Source organism: Hallella absiana (genome assembly GCF_025457485.1).
GTDB lineage: Bacteria > Bacteroidota > Bacteroidia > Bacteroidales > Bacteroidaceae > Prevotella > Prevotella absiana.
Genome location: NZ_JAMXSP010000001.1, coordinates 173,852 through 187,231, shown reverse-complemented (window position 1 = coordinate 187,231; position 13,380 = coordinate 173,852). Strand labels below are relative to the sequence as shown.

11 protein-coding genes are annotated in these 13,380 nt (G+C 52.2%); 6 read left to right on the top strand and 5 right to left on the bottom strand.

What is annotated here, in order from left to right; all coding sequences use genetic code 11:
* Positions 1 to 19: 19 nt before the first annotated feature.
* The 5 genes from NG346_RS00715 to NG346_RS00695 form a co-directional block, all read right to left on the bottom strand.
* Positions 20 to 661, bottom strand: a complete 642-nt coding sequence (locus NG346_RS00715; protein ID WP_262278798.1) for a DUF4827 domain-containing protein — start codon at positions 659 to 661, stop codon at positions 20 to 22.
* A gap of 97 nt (positions 662 to 758) precedes the next feature.
* A complete protein-coding gene (locus tag NG346_RS00710; protein ID WP_262278930.1) occupies positions 759 to 1,799 on the bottom strand; it encodes a DHH family phosphoesterase in 1,041 nt (346 codons plus the stop codon).
* A 114-nt stretch (positions 1,800 to 1,913) separates the two neighbouring features.
* Positions 1,914 to 2,294: a hypothetical protein gene (locus NG346_RS00705; RefSeq protein ID WP_262278799.1), complete on the bottom strand. Its 381-nt coding sequence runs from the start codon at positions 2,292 to 2,294 to the stop codon at positions 1,914 to 1,916.
* A gap of 31 nt (positions 2,295 to 2,325) precedes the next feature.
* On the bottom strand, positions 2,326 to 2,802 hold the full coding sequence (ribH, locus tag NG346_RS00700; RefSeq protein ID WP_262278800.1) for a 6,7-dimethyl-8-ribityllumazine synthase: 477 nt from the start codon (positions 2,800 to 2,802) through the stop codon (positions 2,326 to 2,328).
* Between the two features lie 45 nt (positions 2,803 to 2,847).
* Positions 2,848 to 3,540: a tetratricopeptide repeat protein gene (locus NG346_RS00695; protein ID WP_262278801.1), complete on the bottom strand. Its 693-nt coding sequence runs from the start codon at positions 3,538 to 3,540 to the stop codon at positions 2,848 to 2,850.
* Between the two features lie 209 nt (positions 3,541 to 3,749).
* On the opposite strand from NG346_RS00695, the gene recF reads away from it, so the two are divergent.
* The 6 genes from recF to NG346_RS00665 all read left to right on the top strand — a co-directional run bounded on the left by recF (position 3,750) and on the right by NG346_RS00665 (position 13,348).
* Positions 3,750 to 4,850 (top strand): DNA replication/repair protein RecF, encoded by a 1,101-nt coding sequence (recF, locus tag NG346_RS00690; protein WP_262278802.1) that lies wholly within the window; start codon positions 3,750 to 3,752, stop codon positions 4,848 to 4,850.
* 66 nt (positions 4,851 to 4,916) lie between these two features.
* Complete coding sequence (locus tag NG346_RS00685) at positions 4,917 to 5,207, top strand: DUF721 domain-containing protein (protein ID WP_154534021.1); 291 nt, start codon at positions 4,917 to 4,919, stop codon at positions 5,205 to 5,207.
* A 40-nt stretch (positions 5,208 to 5,247) separates the two neighbouring features.
* Positions 5,248 to 7,476 (top strand): hybrid sensor histidine kinase/response regulator transcription factor, encoded by a 2,229-nt coding sequence (locus NG346_RS00680; protein ID WP_262278803.1) that lies wholly within the window; start codon positions 5,248 to 5,250, stop codon positions 7,474 to 7,476.
* 203 nt (positions 7,477 to 7,679) lie between these two features.
* A complete protein-coding gene (locus NG346_RS00675) occupies positions 7,680 to 8,858 on the top strand; it encodes an MFS transporter (RefSeq protein WP_262278804.1) in 1,179 nt (392 codons plus the stop codon).
* 9 nt (positions 8,859 to 8,867) lie between these two features.
* On the top strand, positions 8,868 to 9,749 hold the full coding sequence (locus NG346_RS00670) for a carbohydrate kinase family protein (RefSeq protein ID WP_262278805.1): 882 nt from the start codon (positions 8,868 to 8,870) through the stop codon (positions 9,747 to 9,749).
* Positions 9,750 to 10,261: 512 nt separating this feature from the next.
* Entirely contained in the window at positions 10,262 to 13,348 is a 3,087-nt protein-coding gene (locus NG346_RS00665; RefSeq protein ID WP_396266668.1) for a SusC/RagA family TonB-linked outer membrane protein, read from the top strand.
* Positions 13,349 to 13,380: the final 32 nt, after the last annotated feature.

Below are 13,380 nucleotides of genomic sequence, written 5' to 3'. Positions count from 1 at the left end.
TATGATAGTTTACTGTCGGTTATCGCCCACGCTGGTAGGTGATGTCGTAGAGACAGGGATAGACGCTGGCTGTGGCATAGGCCTGTCCCATGTCATGAGGCACGATAAGCCTCACCTTAGCAATCTCATCGTCTGCATGGATATAGCGGCCTAAGTTGATAAACGTCAGCGGCACGAGCCATCCCTGCGGAACGGTTGTCGAACCATTTCCATAGGCGCGATACATCAGACTGCTCTTGTCAAACGATCCACGGAAGGTGCCGGAATAGTTTTCCACACTCATCTTATCAAACGTCTGAGAAACGCTCGGGAAAAGAACATTGCTCAACTGGATGCTGTCGGTTAGCAGGTTACGCTCGGTGAAGCGGCACAGGACAGTTTCACTCTCGCCATAAGCCAAAGGCTTACCGGAGCCACGTCGCACGATCTGCATATAAACGCCGGAGGACTCAAAGAGCACCCATTCGTTCTTATTCACGTCGGTCGTCGTATCCTTCAAGAACTCGTCCTCTGAGATCACAGTCACTGCCGAGTCAGCGATATACTTGTTGATAGCTGATCTCTCACGCTTCTTCTGGTCAGCATAAGTCTCCTCATCATGGCAGGAGGCGACCATCATCAAGCCTATCAGCATCAGGCACAAAAAGCCCAGTTTCCTCATTGTCTGTCTATTGTTATTGTTGATTAATATTACAAAGGTAGCAAAAAAAGGCTGGATAGTACTGATATAGAGGAATAAAAAACATTAAATGCCTTCATCAGCCTTTGAGTTGCTCACTATAATACGCGAAGGCCTCGCGTGTGATCTTCTCTGCCTCCTCGATCGAGCAGTCGAGATGCCCGCCGCTGGCGTTGAAGTGTCCGCCACCATTGAAGAAGCGGCGTGCCATGTCCTCCACCGAAAAATCGTCGACAGAGCGCAGACTCACCCAGATCTTGTTGTCGATGCGGTCGTCCTCACGCAGCGAGATGCTGACCTTCATGCCCTTGATGCGCAGCGGCTCGTTGACGAGTCCCTCTGCATCACCACGCTTGTAGTGGAAGTCGAGCATGTTCTGACGTGTCAGCGTATAGTAGGATGCGTGAAGATCCTCAAAGACATTGAGTTTCTGCGACATCAGATAGCCGCGCAGGCGTATGGCCCACGTGCTGTAGTTGTTGAACACGTTGCGATAGATCTTGTCCTTGTCTATGCCTTTCGTGAGCAGCTGACAGATGATGTAGAAGATCTCCGGACGTGAGGACGCGAAGGTGAAGCCACCTGTGTCGGTCATCATGCCGCAATAGTCGCAAATGGCAAAGGTCTTGCTGAGCTGTTCGAAGACACCTAACTGCCAAGCGGTACGGAAGACGACCTCAGAAGCCGAGCAGAACTCTTCGGAACTGACCTTCACGTCGGCCTGCATCTGTGGGCCGAGATGATGGTCGAAGAGTACGCGCGGTGCCTGGCAGGCAGTGAGAATCTCTGCCATGGTGTCGACACGGTTGTTGTCGTTGAAGTCGATGCAAAAGAGCAGGTCTGCCTCGTTGAGTGCCTGCGCGACTTTCTCGGGATGCTTGTCGTAACGGATGATGGCATGTGTGCCCGGCAGCCACTGCAAGAAATCGGGATAGGCATTGGGCATGATGACGGTAGGCTCCTTGCCAAAAGCCTCACGCAAGCAGGTGGCCCAGGCAAGGCATGAGCCCATGGCATCGCCGTCGGGACGCGAGTGGCCTGTTATCACGATATGATTGGAAGACTGGATTTTTTCTCTCAACCAAAGAAGATCGTTCTCGGAAAGTACGTTGAGATTCATTTCTGTATTCATGGATGCAAAGGTAGTAAATAATTGGTAAATGTGAGATGGTTAGAAGAAAAAATCAGGGCAGGATCTCTCCTGTCCTGACTATAAGAAGAAAGATAAAGGATGTTACTCTTGATGCAGCTCCTCAAAGGCTTTGTCGAAAGCTTTTGGGTGGCGCGCTGTGAAGCAGATGTTGACCAGACAGTTGGCGACAAGCTCATCGTCGGTGAGGTCAACGCCTTTCTCTCTGACGAGGTTTTTGCCGAGACAGACCTCCCACGTGGTGTTGAAGTCGCGGTCTTCTGCTCCCATATACTTCAGATCGCCCGGTCCGTCGATGATCTTGAAGCGTATCGGCTTCTTGGAGGGCACGGGACGCATGTTCAGCAACAGGTCGTAGGCCAGATGAAGCTGGTCACGGTAGCCCGATGTACCGGGATACATATTATTTATGGTGGCCATGATCTCGTCGAAACGATAGGCCTGCAAGAGATCGTAGAGAATCATAAAGTCTGCTGATAAAGATGATATACAACCATTAGAACTTTGCCATCTTGATGGCATCGACGGCGCACTCATCGCCTTTGTTGCCGAGCTTGCCGCCACAGCGGTCCAGGGCCTGCTGGTGATCGTCTGTAGTCAGCAGTCCAAAGATCACAGGAATGTTCTGTGTAGCATTGAGACGGGAGATGCCGAAGGTGACGCCCTGGCAGATATAGTCGAAGTGCGGCGTGTCGCCACGGATGACGCTGCCCAGGATGATGATGGCGTCGAAACCATCGTTCTTGCACAGTTGCTGTGCGCCATAGACGAGCTCGAAACTGCCGGGCACCGTCTTGACATGGATGTTCTCGGGCAGCGCACCGTGCTTCTCAAGCGTAGACACGCAGCCGTCGAGCAGTGCGCCCGTGATGTCCTTGTTCCACTCAGCGACAACGATACCGAAGCACATGTTGCTGGCATCGGGTACGCTGGCTGTATCGTAATCAGATAAATGATGTAATGCTGTAGCCATAATATTTTTAGCTAAATCCTCCTAACGTTGTGAAAGAGCCCGGCTTTAGATGCTGGCTCTCTCGATGTATTTGTCGATCTCGTTGCTCTGAACAAGCTGTGAGTTGACATATTTCTTCTTGATGTCCTGATAGACTTTCAGTGCGTCGGCCTTCTTGCCCTGAGACTCGAGCAGTTCACCGGCCTGCAGGCGGAAGATAGGAGACAGGCTGTTGTTGGCGCCGTCCTCTGCTTTGTCGTCAGCCTTGTCAGCAGCCTCCTGAAGCTTGCTCACGGCCTTGTCGATTTGTCCGACATGAGCGTATGCGTTGCCCAGAGCCTCGATAGCGGCAGGGCTGACCATAGCATCGCCCTTGGGGGAGTAGTCCTCAAGATATTTCACGGCATCGTTCCACTTGCCCAGATAGGCATAGCTCAGTCCGGCATAGAGCTTGGCAAGGTTGCCGGCATCCGTAGAACTGTAGTCATCGGCAATCTTCACAAAGCCGGTGTAGCCGGCACCGTCGCCGTTGAGGGCTTTGTCGAACTGCTCGGCATTGAAGTACTCCTGACCACGGGCCAATGCTGTACTGGCTTTTTCCTCACGGGGACCGCCGATGAATGCGCTATAGCAGAAATATCCTGCGACAATGACTAACACTGCGATGATAGCACCCAGTAAAATCTTCTTGTTCTTGTCGAAAAACTCTTGTGACTTAAAGGCAGCGTCAAATGTTGCCTGACCGTTGTTGTTTGCCATTTATTTGAAATGATTTTTGTTATTCCATTGACGATTGTTGATACACAGCTGCACCATCTCCAGCAGACACGGCGCAATATATCGGTACAAAATTAGCAATTTTCCCTCGAATACTAAAATTTATGCGACTCTTTTTTCGCTTTTTAGCTTCAAAACTCTTATCTTTGCACATGTAAGGCAAGGGAAAGCCCCATAGAGCCCATAGGATCATGAGACTGAAGAAGATATCAATCATCAATTACAAGAACATAAAGAGCACTGCGCTGGAGCTCTCGCCGAAGGTGAACTGCTTCATCGGCAACAATGGTGAAGGCAAGACCAACATCCTCGACGCTGTCTATTTTCTCTCGTTCTGCCACAGCAACTTCACCAACATCGACTCACAGGTGATCAACCATGACCAGGAGTTCTTCGTCATCGAGGGCGACTATGAGGGCGACGAGGGACAGCAGGAAAATATCTACGCGGCTATGAAGCGCGGACGACATAAGCAGTTCAAGCGTAACCATAAGGACTATAAGAAGCTCTCGACACACATTGGTCTCATCCCGCTCATCTTCGTCACGCCCTCAGACAACAGTCTGGTCAGCGGTACAAGTGAGGAGCGGCGGAGGCTCATGGATGTCGTCATCGCGCAGTATGACCATACTTATATGGACGCACTGACGCGCTACAACAAAGCATTGCAGCAGCGCAACGCCTTGCTGAAGATGGAAACGGAGCCTGACGCCTCGCTCATGGACCTGTGGGAAGAGGAGATGGCTTCGGCGGGAGAGGAGGTCTTTCACAAGCGCAGCCAGTTTGTGGAAGAAATGACACCGGTGTTTCAGCAGATCTACGACACGCTCTCCGATCACCACGAGGCCGTCTCCCTGCACTATGTCTCTCACGGTCAGCGTGGTCCTCTGCTCGATGTGATTCGCCGCGACCGTCTGCGAGACCGTGCCGTGGGTTATTCGCTCCACGGCATCCACCGCGATGACCTGGAGATGCTCCTTGAGGGCTACCCCATGAGGCGCGAGGCGAGCCAAGGGCAGACAAAGACCTACGTGCTGGCACTGAAGCTCGCTCAGTTCTCTTTCTTGAAGAAGACAGCATCCGGCACGACGCCTTTGCTGCTTCTCGACGACATCTTTGACAAGCTTGACGCCAAGCGCGTGGAGCAGATCATCAAACTCGTAGCACGGCCTGACTATGGACAAATCTTCATTACAGACACCAACCGCGACCATCTCGACCATATCCTCCAACATGTGGGCGAGGATTATAAGCTCTTTCATGTCGAGGACGGAAACGCGACACAGTGTTAAGTGTTGACTCTTTTTGCTCCAAAGTGAGAAAAGTGTTCATTCTCAATTTATCGTTCATCTATATATATGTTTAAGCGTGAAGTAAAACCGATAGGAGACCTGCTGAAGGAAATGCTCAGAAAGGAAGGACTGGAAACGCCCCTGCTGCAGCGACGTATCGTGGATGCCTGGGACGTGGTCACCGGACACATGATCTCAAGCTATACACGGGAGAAGTTCATCCGCAACCAAGTGTTGCACGTGAAGATCGACAATCCGGCACTACGGCAAGACCTCAGTATGATGCATACGCAACTCACCCGTCGACTCAACGAGGCTGTCGGCTCCTCGGTGATCAGCGACGTGAGGGTCTACTGACGCGAGAACAGACTTTGATCCCTGTAATGCCCAATGGCTTATGAAAAGACCTAAAACGATACTTACAGTACAACTGTTCATCCTGCCCCTGATGATGCTCTTGTTCACCACGGGCTGCACACCGCCAGCCTCCTATAAATATAAAATAGGTGTGTCGCAGTGCGTAGGCGGAAAATGGCGCGACAAAGTCAACAATGAAATGCTTTCCTCACAGCATCTCTACGACACTGACGTGAAGGTGTGTATCACCAATGCTGACAATAACACCAACCGGCAACGGCAGCAGATCGACAGTCTCATTGACGCTGGCGTAGATCTGCTCGTCATTGCTCCCAACGAATATAAACCGCTCTCATCCTGTGTGGAACGGGCTAAGAAACGTGGAATTCCCGTTATTCTCTTTGAGCGCAAGACTTCATCGCAAAATTACACTGCTTATATCGGTGGCGACAATGTGGAGGCAGGACGAGCGATGGGTTCCTATGCCGCACGACTGTGCCACGACAGCATACACGTCGGGCGACGGCCGGTCGTACTTGAGATCACCGGTCAATTGGTGACATCGCCGGACCGTGAACGATACGAAGGATTCAGCACTGTCATAAAGCAACACCCTGAACTCGACTTTCAGCATATCAAGACCAACTGGACGTTTGAGGACTCCTATGCGACCACGAAGAAATGGCTGCTTGAGGGCAAGCCTCTCGATGTGGTCTTCTGCCATAGCGACTTGGCGTCACTTGGCGCTTACAAGGCCGCCAAAGAGCTCGGGAAAGAAAAAAGTATCTTTTTCCTCGGTATTGACGCACTCCCAAATGAAGGTATTGAGGCCATTCAGCAAGGAAAACTCGCTGCCAGCTATATCTATCCCACACACGGTGAAGAGATTATCGCGTTGGCCCTGAAAATCCTGGAGCACAAGCCTTATAAGCGTGAAAACATCATCAAGAGCGTTGTTGTCACACCACAAAATGTAGATGAGATCGCTGTCAATGCCAATGCGATGATGCGACAAAACGAATATCTCATTACTATACAGAACAAACTCGAGGATTATCTCGGACTCTATCACGTGCAGCGTACTATTCTCTTTGTGTCTGTTTGTGTGGCTCTTGTGCTGTTCATCGCCGTGCTGCTGGTATGGAGAGCCATCGTGATCACACGGCGCGCTAACCGACGGATAAAAGAACTGGGGAAAGAACAAAACCGCTTCTACACCAATGCCAGCCACCAGCTGCGCACGCCTCTGACACTCATCAACGGCCCGCTGCAGCAACTTAGTGAGAGCAAGACACTCAGTGTGGGCGACCATGAACTGCTCGACATCGTACAGCGCAATGCGGAACAATTGTTGCATTTGGTCACCGATGTGCTGCAATTCCAAAAGGAAACGCAAAAGATGGTCAAGGAGCCGCAGCCCGATGACGCACACGCCATCAGCCGACGGTCGGTGCAGGACGGGCAACATGACATCGTCGTGCGCGACCAAAGTGACGAACTCGCGACTGTATTGATCGTTGACGACAACGATGACATGCGCCGCTACCTGCGCACGCTGCTCCTCAACCGCTATTACGTGCTTGAAGCCAGCGACGGACAGAGCGGTTGGAAACTGGCACGCGAGAGTGTGCCCGACCTGATCATCAGCGACGTGATGATGCCAGTGATGGACGGACTGACCTTCTGTGGCAAGATCAAGACGGAGCCCTTGACCAGCCATATCCCTGTCATCCTGCTAACAGCGCGCAGCACAGAACAGCAACAGGCCGAAGGACTCAGCCAAGGGGCTGATGCCTATCTCACCAAACCCTTCAGTGCCGAGGTGCTTCTCGCGCATATCGCCAGCCTGCTCGCCAATCGGCAGAAACTCAAGAAAGTCTTTTCCGCAGAAAAGCAACAGACGAATGAAAACCAGGAACAAGAAGAAAAGCTCAGCACGCCCGACAAGATGTTCATGGACACACTGCGCCAGGCTATCCTTAGGAATATGAGCAACACCAAACTGAAGATGGACGACCTCGGGGCTGACATGGGTATCAGCCGTGTGCAGCTCTACCGAAAGGTGAAGGCCATGACGGGCATGTCTCCTGTGGAATTGCTGAAAGAGATGCGTCTCAAACGGGCTATGAAATTGCTCAAAGCCACCGACAAGACTGTGGCAGAAGTAGCCTATGAGGTAGGTTTCGGTACACCTGGATATTTCTCTTCTTGTTTTAAGAAGCAATACGGCAAATACCCAACAGACATCAAGGAAGACGCAAAAGAGTAAGTTTAAGGGTATCGAAAGACTTAACAATTGTTTCATTCGATGAAAATATTGATACATGTCGAAAAAGTTACAGCATTTGTATGAATGCATAACATAACATTGAATTTGTTTTCGTAATTTCGTGCCAGCAATTAAAGGATAGTCCTTTTTTAACGAAGGCGGTCTTTAATGATATAGAACAAAAAACCTAAATTAATAAAGACATGAACAACAAAATCAACAAGCTGGCTCTGGCCAGTGTCATGCTTTGCTTCTTCGCCATGGGGTTCGTTGACTTGGTGGGCATAGCATCGAATTATGTGAAGAGTGACTTGGAGCTCAACGATGCCACTGCCAATATCTTCCCATCTCTGGTATTTTTCTGGTTTCTTATCTTCTCTGTGCCGACGGGTGTGCTGATGAATAAGATCGGACGAAAGAAGACGGTATTACTTTCACTCGTTGTCACCGTGGTGTCGCTCTTGTTGCCGCTCTTCGGTGAGAGCTTTGGACTGATGCTCGTCAGCTTCTCGCTCTTGGGTATCGGCAACGCGCTCATGCAGACCTCGCTCAACCCCCTTGTTGCCACAGTGGTTCGCGGCGGCCATCTCGCCTCTACGCTCACCTTCGGCCAGTTTGTCAAGGCTATCGCCTCGTTCATGGCTCCCTATATCGCTGCTTGGGGCGCTACTCAGGCCATCCCTTCCTTTGGCCTCGGCTGGCGTGTGCTCTTCCCTATCTATATGATTATCGGTATCGCCGCCTCGCTGTTCCTGCTCTCTACACCCATTGAGGAAGAAGGACCTGCCTTTGCCGGGGAGACTTCGCCAACTGTGGGCAAGCAGTTCGCTGCCTGCTTCCGCCTGCTGGGTAAGCCCATCGTGCTGCTGAGCTTCATCGGCATCATGTGTCACGTGGGTATCGATGTTGGCACCAACACGACAGCACCGAAAATTCTCATGGAGCGGCTGGGGATGACGCTCAACGATGCCGCCTTCGCAACGTCGCTTTACTTTATCTTCCGTACTCTTGGGTGCTTGACAGGCTCGTTTTTCCTGCGTGTGGTCAACAACCGGCTGTTCTTTGTCATCTCCATCACGATGATGGCCCTTTCGATGTGCGGACTGTTCTTTGGAACCACCAAACTTGTACTGTATATTGCCATCGCACTTGTAGGCTACGGCAACAGCAACGTTTTCTCACTTGTCTTCGCTCAAGCTTTGCAGAGTGTGCCTGACAAACAAAATGAGGTCAGTGGACTGATGATCATGGGACTTTTTGGTGGTACGGTCTTCCCGCTTATCATGGGCTTTGCCTCTGACGCTATGGGACAAGCCGGTGCCGTGCTCGTCATGGCTGTAGGTGTAGCTTATCTTTTTACCTATATCAAGAACGTCAAATAAATAATAACTATGAACAAAGTCATTGTCGGCCTCGGTGAGGCCTTGTGGGATTGTCTGCCCGACGGCAGCAAGTTGGGTGGAGCACCCGCTAATTTCGCTTATCATGCCAGTCAGTTTGGCAATGACGCCTATGCCATCAGTGCTATTGGTAACGACGCGCTCGGCGATCAAACGCTCAAAGAGTTCGACGAGAAGCATCTGAAGTATGTCATGCCGCGTGTCGATTATCCGACAGGTACCGTACAGGTGGAACTCGATGAAGAAGGAGTACCTACCTACGACATCAAACAAAACGTGGCTTGGGACAACATTCCCTTCACACCTGAGATAGAAAACATCGCCAAGCACTGTGGCTGTGTTTGTTTCGGATCATTGGCACAGCGCAATAAAATATCGCGCGACACCATCCACCGTTTCATTGACACCACGCCGATGGCATGCTTGAAGATCTTCGACATCAACCTGCGCCAGAACTTCTACTCCAAAGAGATCATCCAGGACAGTCTCAAAGCTTGTGACATCCTCAAGATCAACGATGAGGAACTCGTTACCATCGGCCGTCTCTTTGGTTATCCCGGTCTCGACATCGAGAACAAGTGCTATCTCATCCTTGGTAAGTACAACCTGAAGATGCTCGTGCTCACCTGCGGCACCAACGGCAGCTATGTCTTTGCTCCCGGCGTGAAGAGCTATCAGCCCACACCGAAGGTGGAGGTGGACGACACCGTCGGTGCCGGCGACAGCTTCACAGGCTCCTTTGCTTCTGCCATCCTTGCCGGAATGCCTATCAAGGACGCCCATAAGCTCGCTGTGGAAGTCAGTGCCTTTGTCTGCACTCAGCCCGGTGCCATGCCTAAATTGCCAGAGAGCCTGCTCAACAGAGTGAAGTAGTTCGCTCCACTATCATAGCTCACTCCTGCAAAGGAGAAAAACAAGCTACCCCAGTACACCTTATTATATATAGGGTGTATTGGGGTTCTTGCGTTTATTACGTTATGAAGTTGGAGCCTTATCACACGCTATTTCCTTTTTTATCAAGAATTAGAGAATTATAGAATACCCCGTGCATTACTGTGAATTGATAAGAATCGAAGAATAAAAACAGCTTCGTTGCTTTCATCTGGTCATTCTCTTTAACTCCTTTAGATGGAAGTATTCTCTCATTCTCAAATTCTTGAAATAAAAGAGTCACCGAAATCTTTCGCTGGACAATAAGCGTAATCTTACATTTTTGACCAATGCTTCGAATATTGTTACATGTATCAATTGTTTCATCCTCTGAGCAGATCGTTGAATTGACTTATGTCAATATCCCGTAACTTTGCAACCGAAATCAAATCGTCCCTACGGATTAATAACTAAAATTTAAAATCATGAAACACTTCAGAAGAGCGTTGCTCGGTATGACGTTGGCAACAGTCAGTGTGTCGGCTTGGGCACAAGACATCATCGTCAGCGGTACAGTCAAGGATGCTACTGGTGAGCCCATCATCGGTGTGTCCGTCATCCAGAAAGGTACATCCAACGGTGCCGTCACCGACCTCGACGGCCACTTCTCGTTCAAGGCGCCACAGGGCTCTCCGCTGGTCGTCTCCTATATAGGTTATGCTACACAGGAACTGAAAGCCGGCAGCAACATGACCATTGAGCTGAAGGAGAATGCCAAAGAGCTCAACGAGGTTGTCGTCACGGGTTACACTGTTCAGCGCAAGGCCGACCTGACCGGTTCGGTGGCTGTGGTGAACACAAAGGACCTGCAGACATCTCCTGATCCCGACCCCATGCGCTCCCTGCAAGGTAAGGTGCCGGGCATGACCGTCACCACAAACGGCTCGCCTATCGGCACGGGAACGGTACGCATCCGTGGTATCGGTTCGTTCAACTCCTCGCAGGACCCATTGTTCATCGTTGACGGCGTGCCGACCAACATGGCTTTGAACTCACTCAACATGAACGACATCGAGAGCATGCAGGTGCTCAAGGACGCAGCCTCAGCCAGCATCTACGGTTCACGCGCTTCGAATGGTGTGATCATCATCACGACGAAGAAGGGAAAGAAAGGCGACAAGATCGCCATCGACTTCTCGACCAACCTCACCGCACAGTTCTATACCAGCCAGTCGAAGATGAAGCTGTTGAACACCGGCAGCTATCTCACCGCCATGGCACAGGCCGCCCTCAACGACGGACTGGACCCCGTGGCCTATGCCAGCAACTACGGCGTGGACCTCAAGGCCGCCAACGGCATTCCGGTCACCGCCTACGACCCGGCAACCGGCAAGACCGTTTCCTATACGGCCGCCGGACGCTACAACGGATATATCAACGAGCGGCAGACCATGCCCTTCTCTGACACTGACTGGGTGGACGCCATCTCCCACACTGGTTTCTCGCAGAACTATGACCTCTCGCTCTCTCACGCCAACGACAAGCACAGTGCCATGTTCTCCTTGGGATACAAGGATGTGGACGGAATCCTGAAATACACCAGCTTCCAGAACATCGCCGCCCGGCTGAACACCTCCTGGAATCTCAACAAGATGGTCACCGTGGGCGAGAACCTCACCGTCACCTATTCTACACAGGTGGACTGCGCTCCGATGGAGAACGCGCTGAAGATGCCGCCCGTCGTACCGGTATATGAGAAAGACAGAAAGACCTTCGCCGGACCGGTCGGTTCCATGTCCGACCGTGAGAACCCGGCCCGTGAGCAGTATGACAACCGCGACAACCATCTCGACTACTGGAGAATCTTCGGCAACGCCTACGTAGAGCTGAAGCCTATCAAAGGCCTAACGCTGAAGTCCAACTTCGGTATTGACTACAAGACATCGTTCATTAATGCGCTGACCCACACCTACCAGTCGGACGTGGTCCGCAACAACATCGCCAAGACGACGCTCTCCAACAACAACGAGACCAACTGGGTATGGTCCAACACCGCCAACTATCTCTTCACGCTCCCCGGCGACCACCGCTTCAACATGCTGTTGGGCAGCGAGCTCTCGAAGCAGAGCATCATCGACTTCTCGGCCTACTCCGAGGGGTATGCCCTGGAAGACGTGGACTATATGTGGCCCAACGCTGCCACCGGCACGATGAACAACAGCGGAGCCAAGTTCGGTTATCGCCTGGCTTCCTTCTTCGTCAAGATCGACTACAACTGGCAAGACCTGCTGTTGGCATCGTTCACCATCCGCGAGGACGGATCCTCCCGCTTCGGTAAGAACAGCCGCTGGGGTACCTTCCCCGCTGCCTCCCTCGGCTTCCGCTTCTCTCAGCTGCTCCACTACAACTGGCTCAACGACGCCAAGCTCCGTCTCTCTTGGGGACAGACCGGTAACCAGGCCATCGACAACAACGCGCAGTTCGGCCTCTATGTCGTAGACTACGGCCTCGACCGCGTCACCTCCACCGCCTATGACCTCGCCCTGCAAGGCTCCGGCACCTTCCCCTCCGGCTACCGTGCCACACAGCTGGCCAACCCCGACCTCAAGTGGGAATCCGCCACGCAGTACAACGTAGGTCTGGACTTCACCACGCTCGGCAACTCACTCTACGGTTCTGTTGACGCCTATATCAAGAACGTGAAGGACATGCTCATCAATCCCGCTTACCTTGGAGCAACGGGTGAGGGCGGCAACCAGTGGCAGAACGGCCCCTCGCTGCGCAACTGGGGTATGGAGTTCGCCCTGGGCTACAGAAAGACGCTGGCCTGCGGCCTCGGCCTCGACCTCAACGGCAATCTGAGCTTCTTCCGCAACCGCGTCACCTATCTGCCCTCCTCAACGACAGGCGCTTATGCCCACACGACGACGCAGAACCTCGTACAGAGCCGCAAGCCTTACGGTTCCATCGTAGGATATGTCGCCGACGGACTCTTCCAGACACAGGAGGAGGTCGACGCCTCCGGACAGCCCAACGCACGCCTCGGCGGTCTGAAATATAAGGACCTGACCCACGACGGCAAGATCACCAGCGACGACCAGACGTGGATTTACAATCCGGTGCCCGCCTTCTCCTACGGTCTGAACATCGGTCTGACATATAAAGACTTCGACATGACCATGTTCTGGCAGGGCGTTGCCGACCAGGATGTGTACAACAACCAAAAGTTCCAGACTGACTTCTGGGCCATCACCGACCCGGGATCGAACAAGGGCAGCCGACTGCTCGGTGCCTGGAACACCAACAACACCAGCTCGTCGATTCCACGTCTGAGCACGATGAACCGCGCGGACGAGGGCCGTGCCTCTTCCTACTTCGTGGAGAACGGATCTTATCTGAAGCTCCGCACCCTGCAAATGGGTTACCGCCTGCCGGCATCGCTGCTCAGCAAGCTCCACATGACCAGTGCCCGCGTCTATGTCTCCGGGCAGAATCTGCTGACCATCAAGAGCAGCTCGCTGACCTGCCCCGATCCTGAGAACCCCGACTGGAACTATCCTCTCTCTTCCTCCGTCTCCTTCGGTTTGCAAGTAGGATTCTAACACCATCACATCTATATATATAATAAAGTATC

What these genes read in the sequence shown, in the direction of transcription:
- NG346_RS00685 (WP_154534021.1), top strand. Translation starts at nt 4,917, where the DNA reads ATGTTTAAGCGTGAAGTAAAACCGATAGGAGACCTGCTGAAGGAAATG.
- NG346_RS00665 (WP_396266668.1), top strand. Translation starts at nt 10,262, where the DNA reads ATGACGTTGGCAACAGTCAGTGTGTCGGCTTGGGCACAAGACATCATC.
- ribH (WP_262278800.1), bottom strand. Translation starts at nt 2,802, where the DNA reads ATGGCTACAGCATTACATCATTTATCTGATTACGATACAGCCAGCGTA.
- NG346_RS00695 (WP_262278801.1), bottom strand. Translation starts at nt 3,540, where the DNA reads ATGGCAAACAACAACGGTCAGGCAACATTTGACGCTGCCTTTAAGTCA.
- recF (WP_262278802.1), top strand. Translation starts at nt 3,750, where the DNA reads ATGAGACTGAAGAAGATATCAATCATCAATTACAAGAACATAAAGAGC.
- NG346_RS00680 (WP_262278803.1), top strand. Translation starts at nt 5,248, where the DNA reads ATGAAAAGACCTAAAACGATACTTACAGTACAACTGTTCATCCTGCCC.
- NG346_RS00715 (WP_262278798.1), bottom strand. Translation starts at nt 661, where the DNA reads ATGAGGAAACTGGGCTTTTTGTGCCTGATGCTGATAGGCTTGATGATG.
- NG346_RS00670 (WP_262278805.1), top strand. Translation starts at nt 8,868, where the DNA reads ATGAACAAAGTCATTGTCGGCCTCGGTGAGGCCTTGTGGGATTGTCTG.
- NG346_RS00705 (WP_262278799.1), bottom strand. Translation starts at nt 2,294, where the DNA reads ATGATTCTCTACGATCTCTTGCAGGCCTATCGTTTCGACGAGATCATG.
- NG346_RS00675 (WP_262278804.1), top strand. Translation starts at nt 7,680, where the DNA reads ATGAACAACAAAATCAACAAGCTGGCTCTGGCCAGTGTCATGCTTTGC.
- NG346_RS00710 (WP_262278930.1), bottom strand. Translation starts at nt 1,799, where the DNA reads ATGAATCTCAACGTACTTTCCGAGAACGATCTTCTTTGGTTGAGAGAA.